Annotated in this window: 12 protein-coding genes and 3 tRNA genes; all 15 read right to left on the bottom strand. The window is 37.6% G+C overall.

Annotated elements, in window-relative coordinates; all coding sequences use genetic code 11:
* Positions 1 to 4: 4 nt before the first annotated feature.
* Positions 5 to 706, bottom strand: a complete 702-nt coding sequence (gene yycF / locus ACK3CR_RS08605; protein ID WP_019394683.1) for a response regulator YycF — start codon at positions 704 to 706, stop codon at positions 5 to 7.
* 407 nt (positions 707 to 1,113) lie between these two features.
* Positions 1,114 to 1,186: transfer RNA gene (locus tag ACK3CR_RS08600), tRNA-Phe, on the bottom strand.
* A 1-nt stretch (position 1,187) separates the two neighbouring features.
* Positions 1,188 to 1,263: transfer RNA gene (locus ACK3CR_RS08595), tRNA-Asp, on the bottom strand.
* Between the two features lie 29 nt (positions 1,264 to 1,292).
* Positions 1,293 to 1,364, bottom strand: a tRNA-Glu gene (locus ACK3CR_RS08590).
* A gap of 141 nt (positions 1,365 to 1,505) precedes the next feature.
* Positions 1,506 to 2,798: an adenylosuccinate synthase gene (locus ACK3CR_RS08585; protein WP_124051733.1), complete on the bottom strand. Its 1,293-nt coding sequence runs from the start codon at positions 2,796 to 2,798 to the stop codon at positions 1,506 to 1,508.
* 189 nt (positions 2,799 to 2,987) lie between these two features.
* The gene (dnaB, locus tag ACK3CR_RS08580; RefSeq protein WP_019394681.1) at positions 2,988 to 4,358 is read right to left on the bottom strand and encodes a replicative DNA helicase; all 1,371 of its coding nucleotides are present in this window, start codon (positions 4,356 to 4,358) and stop codon (positions 2,988 to 2,990) included.
* A gap of 95 nt (positions 4,359 to 4,453) precedes the next feature.
* Positions 4,454 to 4,900, bottom strand: coding sequence for a 50S ribosomal protein L9 (gene rplI / locus ACK3CR_RS08575; protein ID WP_243516132.1), 447 nt, complete (start codon positions 4,898 to 4,900; stop codon positions 4,454 to 4,456).
* On the bottom strand, positions 4,897 to 6,870 hold the full coding sequence (locus ACK3CR_RS08570) for a DHH family phosphoesterase (protein ID WP_243516130.1): 1,974 nt from the start codon (positions 6,868 to 6,870) through the stop codon (positions 4,897 to 4,899). The genes rplI and ACK3CR_RS08570 overlap by 4 nt, the downstream gene beginning before the upstream one ends.
* A gap of 89 nt (positions 6,871 to 6,959) precedes the next feature.
* Positions 6,960 to 7,895 (bottom strand): YybS family protein, encoded by a 936-nt coding sequence (locus tag ACK3CR_RS08565; protein ID WP_410914355.1) that lies wholly within the window; start codon positions 7,893 to 7,895, stop codon positions 6,960 to 6,962.
* Positions 7,896 to 8,061: 166 nt separating this feature from the next.
* Entirely contained in the window at positions 8,062 to 8,304 is a 243-nt protein-coding gene (gene rpsR / locus ACK3CR_RS08560) for a 30S ribosomal protein S18 (RefSeq protein ID WP_019394677.1), read from the bottom strand.
* 55 nt (positions 8,305 to 8,359) lie between these two features.
* Positions 8,360 to 8,845, bottom strand: a complete 486-nt coding sequence (ssb, locus tag ACK3CR_RS08555) for a single-stranded DNA-binding protein (RefSeq protein WP_488975235.1) — start codon at positions 8,843 to 8,845, stop codon at positions 8,360 to 8,362.
* A gap of 33 nt (positions 8,846 to 8,878) precedes the next feature.
* Complete coding sequence (gene rpsF, locus ACK3CR_RS08550) at positions 8,879 to 9,166, bottom strand: 30S ribosomal protein S6 (RefSeq protein WP_019394675.1); 288 nt, start codon at positions 9,164 to 9,166, stop codon at positions 8,879 to 8,881.
* Between the two features lie 243 nt (positions 9,167 to 9,409).
* Positions 9,410 to 10,510, bottom strand: coding sequence for a redox-regulated ATPase YchF (gene ychF / locus ACK3CR_RS08545; protein ID WP_488975234.1), 1,101 nt, complete (start codon positions 10,508 to 10,510; stop codon positions 9,410 to 9,412).
* 121 nt (positions 10,511 to 10,631) lie between these two features.
* Complete coding sequence (locus tag ACK3CR_RS08540) at positions 10,632 to 12,635, bottom strand: molybdopterin-dependent oxidoreductase (RefSeq protein ID WP_488975233.1); 2,004 nt, start codon at positions 12,633 to 12,635, stop codon at positions 10,632 to 10,634.
* A 70-nt stretch (positions 12,636 to 12,705) separates the two neighbouring features.
* Positions 12,706 to 12,906 (bottom strand): DUF951 domain-containing protein, encoded by a 201-nt coding sequence (locus ACK3CR_RS08535; RefSeq protein WP_040060458.1) that lies wholly within the window; start codon positions 12,904 to 12,906, stop codon positions 12,706 to 12,708.
* Positions 12,907 to 12,922 lie beyond the last annotated feature (16 nt).

Here is a 12,922-nt window from a genome sequence, read left to right as displayed (position 1 = left end):
TCTACTACTCCTGCTCTGGATTACGGAGATAGTACCCCACACCTCTTCGTGTTACAATCCAAGTTGGATGACTTGGGTTGTCTTCAATTTTTTCACGTAAACGGCGAACTGTTACGTCAACAGTACGTACATCTCCAAAGTAGTCATAACCCCATACTGTTTGCAATAAATGTTCACGAGTCATAACTTGTCCAATATGTTTAGCTAAGTAATGTAGGAGCTCAAACTCACGATGAGTTAGTTCAATAAGCTCTCCACGTTTAGATACAATATACGCATCAGGATGGATCACTAAAGAGCCAATCTGAATTTCATTCTGTTGTCCTGCTTCAGAAGCTACTGCTTGATGACGACGCAGATTTGCTTTTACCCGAGCAATTAATTCCCTTGTGCTAAATGGTTTGGTGACATAGTCATCTGCTCCTAGCTCAAGACCTAATACTTTATCGATTTCTGAATCTTTAGCTGTTAGCATAATAATAGGCATTTCATATTTTTTGCGAATTTCTCGGCAGACTTCCATCCCATCTTTTTGAGGAAGCATAATATCTAATAAAACAAGTTCTGGTTGCACTTCTTCTACTTTTTCTAATGCTTCTACTCCATCGTAAGCGCAGTGAACTTCATATCCTTCTTTTTGTAGGTTAAATTTTAAAATATCCGCGATTGGTTTCTCGTCATCAACGACTAGAATACGTTTATCCATTTTATCCGGCTCCTTTAATTGCATAAAATCATACGAATACATCGTACCTTTATTATACTGCATACACACTTTAACATTCTAATATAGTTTGGTCTATATTGCTCATTTCCACTACAGGAAAGCCTCTAGACAGAGCTAGAGGCTTTTATTTTTCTATATTTATCTTTATTGTATATATCATGAAAAGTCAACCCTGGATGCCTTTTACAACTTTCTCTTTCTAAAAATAGAAATTTAGTTACTTAAAATATAAAAAGGCATTTTTTCCAACTTTATTAATGTATCATACCTTAAAAAAGATATCACTGATAAAGGAAAATTTGTAATTCATTTGTATTACTTTTGTCATATGTGAAAAGTCTTTTTTCCATACAAAAAACACGACAAATATTGTCGTGTTTTAGAAGTGGCTCAGGACGGAATCGAACCGCCGACACATGGATTTTCAGTCCATTGCTCTACCAACTGAGCTACTGAGCCATGGCGGTCCCGACGGGAATCGAACCCGCGATCTCCTGCGTGACAGGCAGGCATGTTAACCGCTACACCACGGGACCAAACCGTGTTAAAGTATGTATTATAAAGATGACCCGTACGGGATTCGAACCCGTGTTACCGCCGTGAAAGGGCGGTGTCTTAACCGCTTGACCAACGGGCCACATTGATTAATATCTTAGCGACATTGATTATATTATCATCACTTTAAATATAAAGCAATAGTATTTTAGAAATTTATTCACTTTTTTTGAAAAAAATTTTAAAAAAAGAAAAAAAGCCTGCAATTTGCAGGCTTTTCCCTTTATCTTGGACCATATACGCTGCGAATAACGTTTGTTTGTGTACGATCAGGACCGACTGAAAAGACTGATAGCGGAATTCCTGTAAGTTGTGATACACGTTCAATATAATGACGAGCATTTTCAGGTAGCTCACTTAAAGATTTCACACCTGTGATATCTTCAGTCCAGCCAGGCATTTCTTCATAAACAGGTTCACATTCTGCTAATGCTTTTAAGCTTGCTGGGAATTCTTCGATAACTTCCCCTCTATAGCGATATGCAACACAGATTTTCACTGTTTCAAGGCCTGTTAACACATCAATAGAGTTAAGAGATAGGTCTGTAATACCGCTAACACGACGAGCATGACGAACAACAACGCTATCAAACCAACCAACGCGGCGTGGACGACCTGTTGTTGTACCATATTCACGTCCAACTTCACGGATTTGTTGACCAATTTCATTATCTAACTCTGTTGGGAAAGGACCGTCACCAACACGTGTTGTATAAGCCTTTGCTACTCCAACAACGTGCTTGATTTTACTTGGACCAACACCAGAACCAATTGTTACGCCACCTGCTACAGGATTTGAAGATGTAACAAATGGATATGTTCCTTGGTCAATGTCTAGCATAACGCCTTGTGCTCCTTCAAATAGAACACGACGACCTTCATCAAGAGAATCATTCAAAACAACAGATGTATCACAAACATATTTTGCAAACTGTTGACCATATTCATAATACTCATCTAAAATATCTTCAATCTTGAAACCTTCTACTTCGTACATTCTTTCAAGAAGACGGTTTTTCTCTTTTAGATTCTGTTTTAATTTTTCTTCGAATGATTCACGATCTAAAAGATCTGCAATTCGGATTCCAACTCGGGCAGCTTTGTCCATGTATGCTGGGCCAATTCCTTTTTTCGTTGTTCCGATCTTGTTTGCTCCTTTTCGCTCTTCTTCTACTTCATCTAATTTGATGTGGTATGGAAGAATAACGTGCGCACGGTTACTAATACGTAAATTATCTGTTGTTACATTACGATCGTGTAAATACTTAAGTTCTGTGATAAGTGCTTTTGGATCTACAACCATTCCATTTCCAATAACACAAATCTTATCACTATAAAAAATTCCTGAAGGAATTAAATGTAGTTTATATGTTTCACCATTGAATTTAATTGTATGTCCTGCATTATTTCCACCTTGATAACGAGCAATTACCTCAGCATTTTCTGAAAGGAAGTCAGTAATTTTACCTTTTCCTTCGTCTCCCCACTGTGTACCAACAACTACTACAGAAGACATATGATCGCACCTCCGCCTTTACAATTAGAAGTCTATTTCCTTATTGAACGTTCTAAGTGTACCAATTTAAGATTTGCAAGTCAACAAAACACGAACAATTAATATTTCCTTTTCAAATATGTTCGCCTAAAAAGCGTTTTCTTTATTCTAAAAAAGTAAAAAACCTCTTCATCAATTATGAAGAGGTTTCTATGAAGCTGGCGGAGGTGCACTTGCATCATCAAAACGCCGCTCAAGGTTTACGAATTTATTATATTCTTTTACGAAAGCAAGCTGAACAGTTCCAACAGGACCATTACGCTGCTTTGCGATAATAATCTCGATAATGTTTTGATTTTCTGTTTCTTTATCATAATAATCATCACGATATAAGAAAGCTACAATATCAGCATCCTGCTCAATACTTCCTGATTCACGAATATCAGACATCATTGGACGCTTATCTTGTCTTTGTTCAACTCCCCGAGAAAGCTGTGAGAGCGCAATTACAGGGACTTCTAACTCACGAGCTAACCCTTTTAAGGCACGTGAAATCTCAGAAACTTCCTGCTGACGGTTTTCACCTTTATGGCGTCCACTACCTTGGATAAGCTGTAAATAGTCAATTAAGATCATTCCAAGGCCATTTTCTTGTTTTAAACGTCGACATTTTGCTCTAATATCTCCTACACGTATCCCAGGAGTATCATCAATATAAATCCCTGCATTTGAAAGAGAACCCATTGCCATCGTCAATTTGCTCCAGTCCTCTTGAGTGAGATCCCCAGTTCTCATATTTTGAGCATCAATGTTTCCCTCTGCACATAGCATACGCATAACAAGCTGCTGAGCACCCATCTCAAGACTGAAAATAGCCACATTCTCATCTGTTCGGGTAGCTACGTTTTGTGCAATATTTAATGCGAAAGCAGTTTTCCCTACAGAAGGACGAGCCGCAACAATAATGAGGTCATTTCGCTGAAATCCTGCGGTCATTCGGTCTAGCTCAGTAAAACCTGTCGGGATACCTGTAATATCTCCCTTTCGATTTTGAAGTTCTTCAATATTGTCATATGTTTCAACTAAAACATCACCAATGCTTTGAAAAGCTCCTGTATTTTTACGCTGAGCTACTTCTAAGATACTTTTTTCAGCATCATGTAAAAGCGCCTCAACATCATCCTCCCTTGTATAACTATCAGAGGCAATTGTTGTTGAAGTACGAATAAGACGACGCAAAATGGATTTTTCTTCTACTATTTTGGCATAGTATTCAATATTTGCTGCTGTTGGTACTGATTCTGCTACATCACTTAAGTAAGATACGCCCCCTACTTCTTCAAGCGTCTTTTGATCAGCAAGCTCAGACGTTACAGTGACAAGGTCAACAGGTTCCCCTTGATCTGCTAGTGTAAGCATACAGTTGAAAATACGCTGATGTGCAGCTCTATAAAAATCTTCTGGAATCAAAATCTCAGAAGCCATTGTTAATGCAGATGGCTCTAAAAAGATTGCCCCAAGCACTGCTTGTTCTGCTTCAATATTCTGGGGCGGAATACGATCTGCAAACAAATCACTCATAGTTATTTGCCCCTTCATTTCCATTATTTTTATTCGCTATGAATGATAATAGACAGCCTTCATGCTGTCTATTATCTTCATCTCTATAGTTATCATTAAGCTTCTGTAACATGTACTTTTACCGTTGCTGTCACTTCAGGGTGAAGCTTAACAGGAACGTTTGTATAGCCTAAAGCACGAATAGCATCATCAAGTTCAATTTTACGTTTGTCTACTTTGATATTATGCTTTTTCTTTAATTCCTCAGCAATCTGCTTACTTGTAACAGATCCAAATAAACGGCCACCTTCACCAGATTTAGCTGTTAGCTCAACCGTTAAAGCCTCAAGTGTCTTTTTAAGCTCTTGGCTTTCTTTTAGCTCCTCTGCTTCAACCTCTTTTTGTTTTTTCTTTTGAGCATCAAGTTGTTTAACATTACTGTTTGTTGCTTCAACAGCTAAACCTTGTTTTAATAGAAAGTTATGTGCATAGCCATCAGCTACGTTTTTTGTTTCTCCTTTTTTACCTTTACCTTTTACATCTTTTAAAAAGATTACTTTCATGATTGTGTTCCTCCTTCCAGGTACTCATCAATGACTTCTTTTAATCTATTTTCAGCTTCATCGATATTGATATTTTGCAACTGTGTAGCGGCATTTGTCAAATGTCCGCCTCCTTGTAGACCTTCCATAACGACTTGAACATTCACATTTCCTAATGAACGAGCACTAATTCCAACTTGGTCGTCTTCACGCTTAGCAATAACAAAAGAGGCGACAACACCGTCAATTGAAAGCAATGTATCTGCTGCTTGAGCAATAAGAACTGGGCTAAAAGCAACGTTCTCTGGGGCTTTTGAGATAGCAATCCCTGCTTTATATATACAAGCTTTTTCGATAATCTTTGCCCGCCTAACATAGTGATCCATATCTTCCTTTAAAAACTTTTGCACAAGCACAGTATCTGCACCTTGTGAACGTAAGAAAGAGGCTGCATCAAATGTTCGAGATCCTGTACGAAGCGTAAAGCTTTTCGTATCTACAATAATCCCTGCAAGCAATGCTGTAGCTTCAAGCATATTAATACTAAAACGCTTTGGTTGATATTCTAAGAGCTCTGTTACAAGCTCAGCTGTTGAAGAAGCATATGGTTCCATATATACAAGAAGAGGGTTTTTAACGAAGTCTTCTCCTCTTCGATGGTGGTCAATAACGACAACACTATCTATTTTATTAAGCAAACGTTCTTCGATAACAAGAGATGGCTTGTGGGTATCCACCACAACAAGGAGCGATTGATCCTGAGCCATATTAAGTGCCTCTTCTGGTGAAACAAAATGCGGCCACAAATTCTCGTCTTTTTTAATCTCGCTTAATAGTTTTTGTACACTAGAGTCTGTTCTTTCTTGATCAAGCACAATATAGCCTTTTTTATTGTTCACAGCTGCTACCTTTAAGATTCCAATGGCAGCTCCAATGGCATCCATATCTGGATACTTGTGTCCCATAATAATCACATTTTCACTCTCTGTGATAAGTTCCTTTAACGCATGGGAGATAACGCGTGCTCTTACTCGAGTTCGCTTCTCCATAGGGTTTGTTTTCCCACCGTAGAATTTTACTTTTCCACTTGGAAGCTTAATTGCTACTTGGTCACCACCACGCCCTAACGCTAAGTCAAGGCTTGACTGAGCCAGTGTTCCTAACTCTGGCAATGATGAAGAGCCAATCCCAAGTCCAATACTTAAAGTTAGAGAAATGTTTTGCTTAGAAGTTTCTTCCCTTACATGATCTAGAATAGAGAATTTGTCTCGTTCTAATTGAGAGAGAATACGTTCATTCAAAATGGCAGCAAAGCGCTCAGAAGAAGTTCTCTTAATAAGAATGCCTTGTTCATTTGCCCACCGATTAATGATCGATGTTACCTGATTATTTAAATTACTTTTCACTTGATCATCCATGCTTTGAGTCAAGTCATCATAGTTATCAAGAAAAATGATGCCAAAAACTGTTTTTTCTTCTTCATATAGCTTCTCAATCGTAGCCTGTTCTGTTACATCAAAGAAATAAACTAAACGTTCATCTCTTTTAATGATAACTTTATAACGGCGATCATAAACTGTAACAACTTCAGATTCTACTTCTTGTTTAATCAGCGGCACAATGCTGTCTAATACATCATAAAGCGATCTCCCTACTAACGTTTCTTCAGCAAAACATGAAGCTAGAAAAGAATTAGTCCACTCAATTTGATAATCATCATTGAAAAGCATAATCCCAATAGGCATTTCCATTAGAGCTTCTGTTCCTACTTTCTTCACACGATGCGAAAGTGTGGAAATGTAGGCTTCTAACTCTGTCATGATCATTCGTTCCATTTTTATATAGAGATACAACATGCCAAGAAGAACAGCAAATCCCGCAGCCCCTACATACCAATTTTCATACGTAATGATTGCTGTTATAATCAAAGCAAAACTATATAAAAGGTAAAAAGGAAGACGAATGATATGCTTTTTTTGAAAGATAGGCATACATTTCAACTCCCTATTTAAACTACTTATTTATTCTATTATACACGCAAAAATGCCTTCTTGTTTGAAAGAATATGCTCTATTCTAGGTTAAGATTCAGAATTGTTCTTTCTGAGGTTAAACCCTAAATCTACAATTCCAACAATACGTAATACTGTTCCAGCAGGTGGAATAACTAAAGCAATTATCGTAATAACAACAGGGATTGCTTTTGATCTTCCTTTGCTATGAAAGTAATAGAAAAGAAACGATACACCTTGAAGAAACATAAGCCACTGAAGTACCATAAGTAAGTTAATCACTGCTATATACCCAAATGATCCTTCATCAAGTGGGATAAGGGAGCATACTAAAGTGATAAGATAGTACCAAAGAAGAGACTTAGGTAAACGTAAATCACGTAATGGTGGAAATGAAACCGGTTTATGTCCTAAGCGTTTCAGCACTGGTACAGATAAAAGCTGAGTAACAAATGCTAATATTACACCAGCCCCAACAAGTACTGTTGGGATAAGATATGTCATCATCCGCATGTTCTCTCGGATGAGTTCAATCTCTTCTTCTACAGGGACTTGCCCAACTGATTTCATAATCTCTTCTGACCTCTGTATTGAGTCATTTACAGATTGTTGAAAAAACCCTTGTAAATCAATATTAAGGAAAACGCCAGCTACTACAAACTGCAAAAGCAATGTTAAAGCAAAAGAAACGGTTCCTCCTAAGAGAACCACATATGCTAATTTCGTTTTTGAAAAAAGATGTCCCATTACAACCCCACTAATTCCGAACATCAATGCAAAAGGTAATAATACATATGTACCAAGAAGCAATGTTATAGGGATAGCTATAATCACCATAAAAATCCCATTTTTAAGCCCATGACGAACTGTATATATAATAAAAGGGATAGAAAGGGTAAAAGCAGCCAAAACACCAAGAGCTGGAACGTAAATTGTAATGAGAAGCAGAACAATAAAAATTGCTAAGTTCATTGCTCCTTCAGTTAATGTCCGTGCTTTATTCACAACTTCACCTCACTTTTTAAACTACACTATCTTATATTTTATCTAGATGAGACACCCGACGCAAACTTTTACATCAAATAACCCTTATGTCAAAAAGTGTTCACAATATGTTTATACGATAAAAAAAGAGACAGTAAGTGTAACTTACTGTCTCTTTTTAAACAACTTACTTCTCGTCTGCTACATATGGAAGAAGTGCCATTTGACGTGAACGCTTGATAGCTCTTGTAAGCTTACGTTGATATTTCGCACTAGTTCCTGTTACACGACGAGGTAGGATCTTACCACGTTCAGAAACGAACTTTTTAAGAAGATCTACATCTTTATAGTCGATATGAGTGATTCCGTTTGCTGTGAAGAAACACACTTTACGACGTTTACCGCGACCTTTACGTCCTCCTGCTGCCATGTCAAGTCCTCCCTTCTATTTGAGATTATTAAAACTCGATCTATTGTGTGATGAATTAGAATGGCAGATCATCATCTGAAATGTCAATCGTATCTCCGTTGCTTGAGAACGGATCATCATCTACACGTGTATATCCTTGATTGTTGCGGTTCTGATCTTGTCCAAATGGAGAACCTTGATTTGGAGAGCTTTGGAAATTGTTATTAGCATTTCCGCTTCCGCTCTTCGGCTCAAGAAATTGAACGTTGTCTCCTACCACTTCAGTGACATAGACACGACGGCCTTCTTGATTGTCATAGCTACGGGTTTGAATTCGGCCATCAACACCAGCTAAACTTCCTTTCTTCAAGAAGTTTGCTACGTTCTCAGCTTGACGACGCCAAACGACGCAATTAATGAAGTCAGCTTCACGGTCGCCTTGCTGATTTGTAAATGTGCGATTAACTGCCAAACTAAAAGTTGCTACAGCGACTCCATTTGGCGTATAGCGTAATTCAGGGTCTTTCGTTAAACGGCCAACAAGAATAACGCGATTGATCATGAGAACCACCTCTTACAGAATTTCGTTCAATAATTAAGCTTCTTCTCTTACAACAATGTGACGAATGATGTCTTCGCTGTATTTAGCAAGACGGTCAAATTCGTTAACTGCTTGAGTTTCACCTTGTACTTTTAAAAGCATATAGTATCCATCACGGAAGTCGTTGATTTCGTAAGCTAGACGACGCTTACCCCATTCTTTTGCTTCTGTAACTTCAGCACCATTGCTTGTGATAACACCGTTGAAACGCTCAACTAGTGCCTTTTTACCTTCATCATCAATGTTTGGACGAATGATGTACATAACTTCGTACTTTTTCATTATAGTCACCTCCTCTTGGTCTAAACGGCCCTATTTGAAAATAGAGCAAGGAGCAATAGTCATTACTCACATCTAAAAATTATAGCATAGGAAACTATACGTTGCAATGACTGATAAAATAAATTTTAAACATAGCGTTTTAGTTTCTTTGATTAAGTTGATTGTCCTCTTTTTACTATCATATCAAAGAAACGTATGTTCGTCTATTTGTATAAAGAAAAAAACCGAGAAATTCTCGGTTTTTTATACGTTGAAGCGGAAGTGAATAACATCTCCATCTTGAACAATGTACTCTTTTCCTTCTAAACGTACTTTTCCAGCTTCACGAGCTGCACCCATTGTTTTAGCTTCAAGAAGATCCTCATATGCTACTGTTTCAGCACGGATAAAACCACGCTCAAAGTCTGTATGGATGATTCCAGCACACTCAGGAGCTTTCATACCATTACGGAACGTCCATGCACGCACTTCTTGTTCACCTGCCGTAAAGTACGTTGCTAGTCCAAGTAACTCATATGTTGCACGAATAAGCTGATCTAATCCAGACTCTTTAATGCCTAGTTCTTCAAGGAACATTTCTTTTTCTTCTCCTTCAAGTTCAGCAATTTCAGACTCGATTTTTGCACAAACAACAATTACGCCTGCGCCTTCTTTTTTAGCATAGTCTTGAACAAGTTTTAAATATTCATTTTCAGAAGCATCTGCAACTTCATCTTCCGCTACATTTGCTACATAAAGAGTTGGTTTAATTGTAAGAAGGTGAAGACCTTTTACAACACGCGTTTGTTCTTCAGTGAAGCTAACAGCACGCGCTGGCTTTTCTGCTTCAAATGCTTCTTTTAGCTTTTCAAGAATCTCATATTCAAATACTGCTTCTTTATCTTTTTGTTTCGCCATTTTACCAACGCGACCAATGCGTTTCTCAACTGTTTCTAAATCTGCTAAGATAAGCTCTAAGTTAATTGTCTCAATATCTGCAATTGGATCGACTTTGCCTGATACGTGTGTGATGTTATCATCTGCAAAGCAACGAACAACTTGACAGATAGCATCTACTTCACGGATATGTGATAAAAACTTGTTTCCAAGTCCTTCACCTTTACTTGCACCTTTTACAATTCCTGCAATATCTGTGAATTCAAATGCTGTTGGAACTGTCTTTTTTGGTTTTACAAGTTCTGTTAATTTTTGCAATCGCTCATCAGGTACTTCAACAATTCCTACGTTCGGGTCAATTGTACAGAACGGATAGTTTGCTGATTCTGCTCCTGCTTGTGTGATGGCATTAAATAATGTTGATTTCCCTACGTTTGGAAGACCAACAATTCCTGCTGTTAAAGCCACTTCAACCACTCCTCTTCATTTTGAACAATCTATTGTCTAACACGTCTCATGCCCGTGTTCACTATTACTTCAACCTTTCACAATTATAGAGATTTCTGAAAAAGAATACAACCTTTCTTTCCTAGAGCTTCTCTATGTTTACAACACAATCATAAAGAGAGCTTCCTAATCCATTATCAGAAAGAGCACTAGATGTAAGTACGTTAACGGTTTCTCCCATCGTTCTCCATCTTCCTTCATCAATATTAACTGTTCTAGGATGGGCTTCTTTTAAAATTTTCACTTCTCCCTCTAGCACACCTCGATCATTGTACACACGGATACGATCTCCGTTTTTCAATTCTCTTTCAAGAGCAATATCGGGTGATATATCAATTGTTGCCTTGTCCATTCCTTTCAAGACATGATAGTGCTGGGAATGATTAGACCTTAAAGGATGAATAGATAAAAGTGTATAAGGATATCTTGAGCTCTCTTTCCCCTTTTCTTTTTCCACTTCACCAGGTAATGATGCTGAGAGAAGGCCGCTATATCCTGCTTTACTAGCTTTAAGAGACGTAAATTCATACTTTCCGCTTGGTGTCTTAAAACGCCGATCTTCCCAAGGCACAGCTTTAACTGGTAACAACATATGATGCTTTTCTTTTAGTTTTTCAAGGGTTATGCCCTTTTCACTCAAAGAAGAAAGACCCATTGCTAAAAATTCATCAATCGTATAATTAAAGAGATCGAAAAACCCTAACCGTTTCGAAAGTTCTGTCCAAATCCACAAATCGGACTTTGCTTGTCCTGGAGGCTCTACTGCTTTTTCACTATAGTTCATATACCCATGATACATAGAAGAAAAATAGATATCCGTTTCTTCAAAAACTGTTGTAACAGGCAATATATAATCAGCAAGAAGCGCTGTATCCGTCATAAATTGTTCAAATACAATCAATGTCTCCACATTAGAAAAAGCTTTATGCACGCTATTTGTGTCCGGAACTTGAGTAAGTGGATTTCCACAAGTAACAATTACTGTTTTGATTGGAGGTTCATTTGCCCCCATCATTTCCTTTGCTTGAGTCATCATGGAAAACTTACGGTTTGTTTCTTTTAAATCTTGTTTTGAGAGCTCTTTTATATTGAAACTCTCCCCAACTTGCGTATTTCCAAAATGGGAACCTCCCCCTTTGATTCCTACGTTCCCACTTAGAGCAACAAGAGCATCAATGAGTCGAATCGTATTTCCTCCATTTTGATAACGTTGCATACCGAGACCAAGATAAGTTGAAGTTGGACCACTTTCATAAAGAGATGCAAGCAAAGAAATAATGTCTCTTGAAACTTCTGTTTTATCTAAAATCTCTTCCATTGTCAGAGAGTCTAAAAGCTTACAAAGATCAGAAAATCCATGTGTATATTTTTCTACAAATTCTTTATCATACACATCTTTTTCAAGGAGTTCTTTCATAATCCCAATTGCAAGTAATCCATCCATACCAGGCTTTACTGACACATAATGATGAGCAAGTTTTGCTGTTGCATTATGAATAGGGTCAATAACCGTAATTATTGCGCCCTTTTTCTTCGCTTCTTGTAAATAACTAAAAAGATGCATATTTGTACGAGCTACGTTGCGTCCCCAAATCACAATATTTTTACTGTGTAAAATATCTTCTGGAGAATGACTGTGTGAAGCACCGAAGTCCCATACTTGTGCTTCAATACCACTTCCCCAGCAAATACTTCCGTAAAGCTCTGTAACTCCTCCAAATGCATTAAAAAAACGTTTGTCTAAATTTTTCAAAAGACCATTATTAGCATAGTCATGACTATGTAAAACAGCTTCTGAACCATATCTTTCCTTTACATTTATTAAATTTTGACTAATCTCTTCTAACGCTTTTTCCCATGAAATTTCCTTAAATATACCGTTGATTTTTTTCAAAGGAACGGTAAGGCGCTTAGATGAGTTTGTTCTCGTTTCTAATGCTCTTCCTCGTCCACAAATTTTCCCTTTTGTAATCGGGTGAGTAGGGTCTCCGTCGACTTTTCTCACCTTCCCATCTTCAACTTCGATATGAAAGCCACAGCTATCCCAACAGTTCAATGGACAAGCTGATTGTCTGATTTCGCCCATTCTACCCCTCCTTCTTATGAATAATGCTAAAAAAACAACCTCATCGCTTTAAAAAGGCGATGAGGTACAATTATTCCTCGTGTTTTACAAGGATCTTTTTCAACTTTCGAGAGAATTCTCTTCTTGGAATCATAACACTATGTGAACATCCTTCACATTTAATTCGGATATCCATCCCCATACGGATGATTTTCCAGCGATTTTCACCACAAGGATGTGGTTTTTTCATTTCAACAATATCATAGAGATCAAATTCTTTATCCACTACTATTCGCTCCTCTTTCTAT

This window comes from Priestia sp. TRM10 (assembly GCF_057808375.1).
The sequence above is the reverse complement of the archived record's forward strand: the minus strand, read 5'-3'. Positions and strand labels throughout refer to the sequence as shown.

Bases quoted from the DNA above. Each gene is read 5' to 3' on its own strand.
- yycF (WP_019394683.1), bottom strand. From the start codon at position 706: ATGGATAAACGTATTCTAGTCGTTGATGACGAGAAACCAATCGCGGAT.
- ACK3CR_RS08585 (WP_124051733.1), bottom strand. From the start codon at position 2,798: ATGTCTTCTGTAGTAGTTGTTGGTACACAGTGGGGAGACGAAGGAAAA.
- dnaB (WP_019394681.1), bottom strand. From the start codon at position 4,358: ATGAGTGATTTGTTTGCAGATCGTATTCCGCCCCAGAATATTGAAGCA.
- rplI (WP_243516132.1), bottom strand. From the start codon at position 4,900: ATGAAAGTAATCTTTTTAAAAGATGTAAAAGGTAAAGGTAAAAAAGGA.
- ACK3CR_RS08570 (WP_243516130.1), bottom strand. From the start codon at position 6,870: ATGCCTATCTTTCAAAAAAAGCATATCATTCGTCTTCCTTTTTACCTT.
- rpsR (WP_019394677.1), bottom strand. From the start codon at position 8,304: ATGGCAGCAGGAGGACGTAAAGGTCGCGGTAAACGTCGTAAAGTGTGT.
- ssb (WP_488975235.1), bottom strand. From the start codon at position 8,845: ATGATCAATCGCGTTATTCTTGTTGGCCGTTTAACGAAAGACCCTGAA.
- rpsF (WP_019394675.1), bottom strand. From the start codon at position 9,166: ATGAAAAAGTACGAAGTTATGTACATCATTCGTCCAAACATTGATGAT.
- ACK3CR_RS08540 (WP_488975233.1), bottom strand. From the start codon at position 12,635: ATGGGCGAAATCAGACAATCAGCTTGTCCATTGAACTGTTGGGATAGC.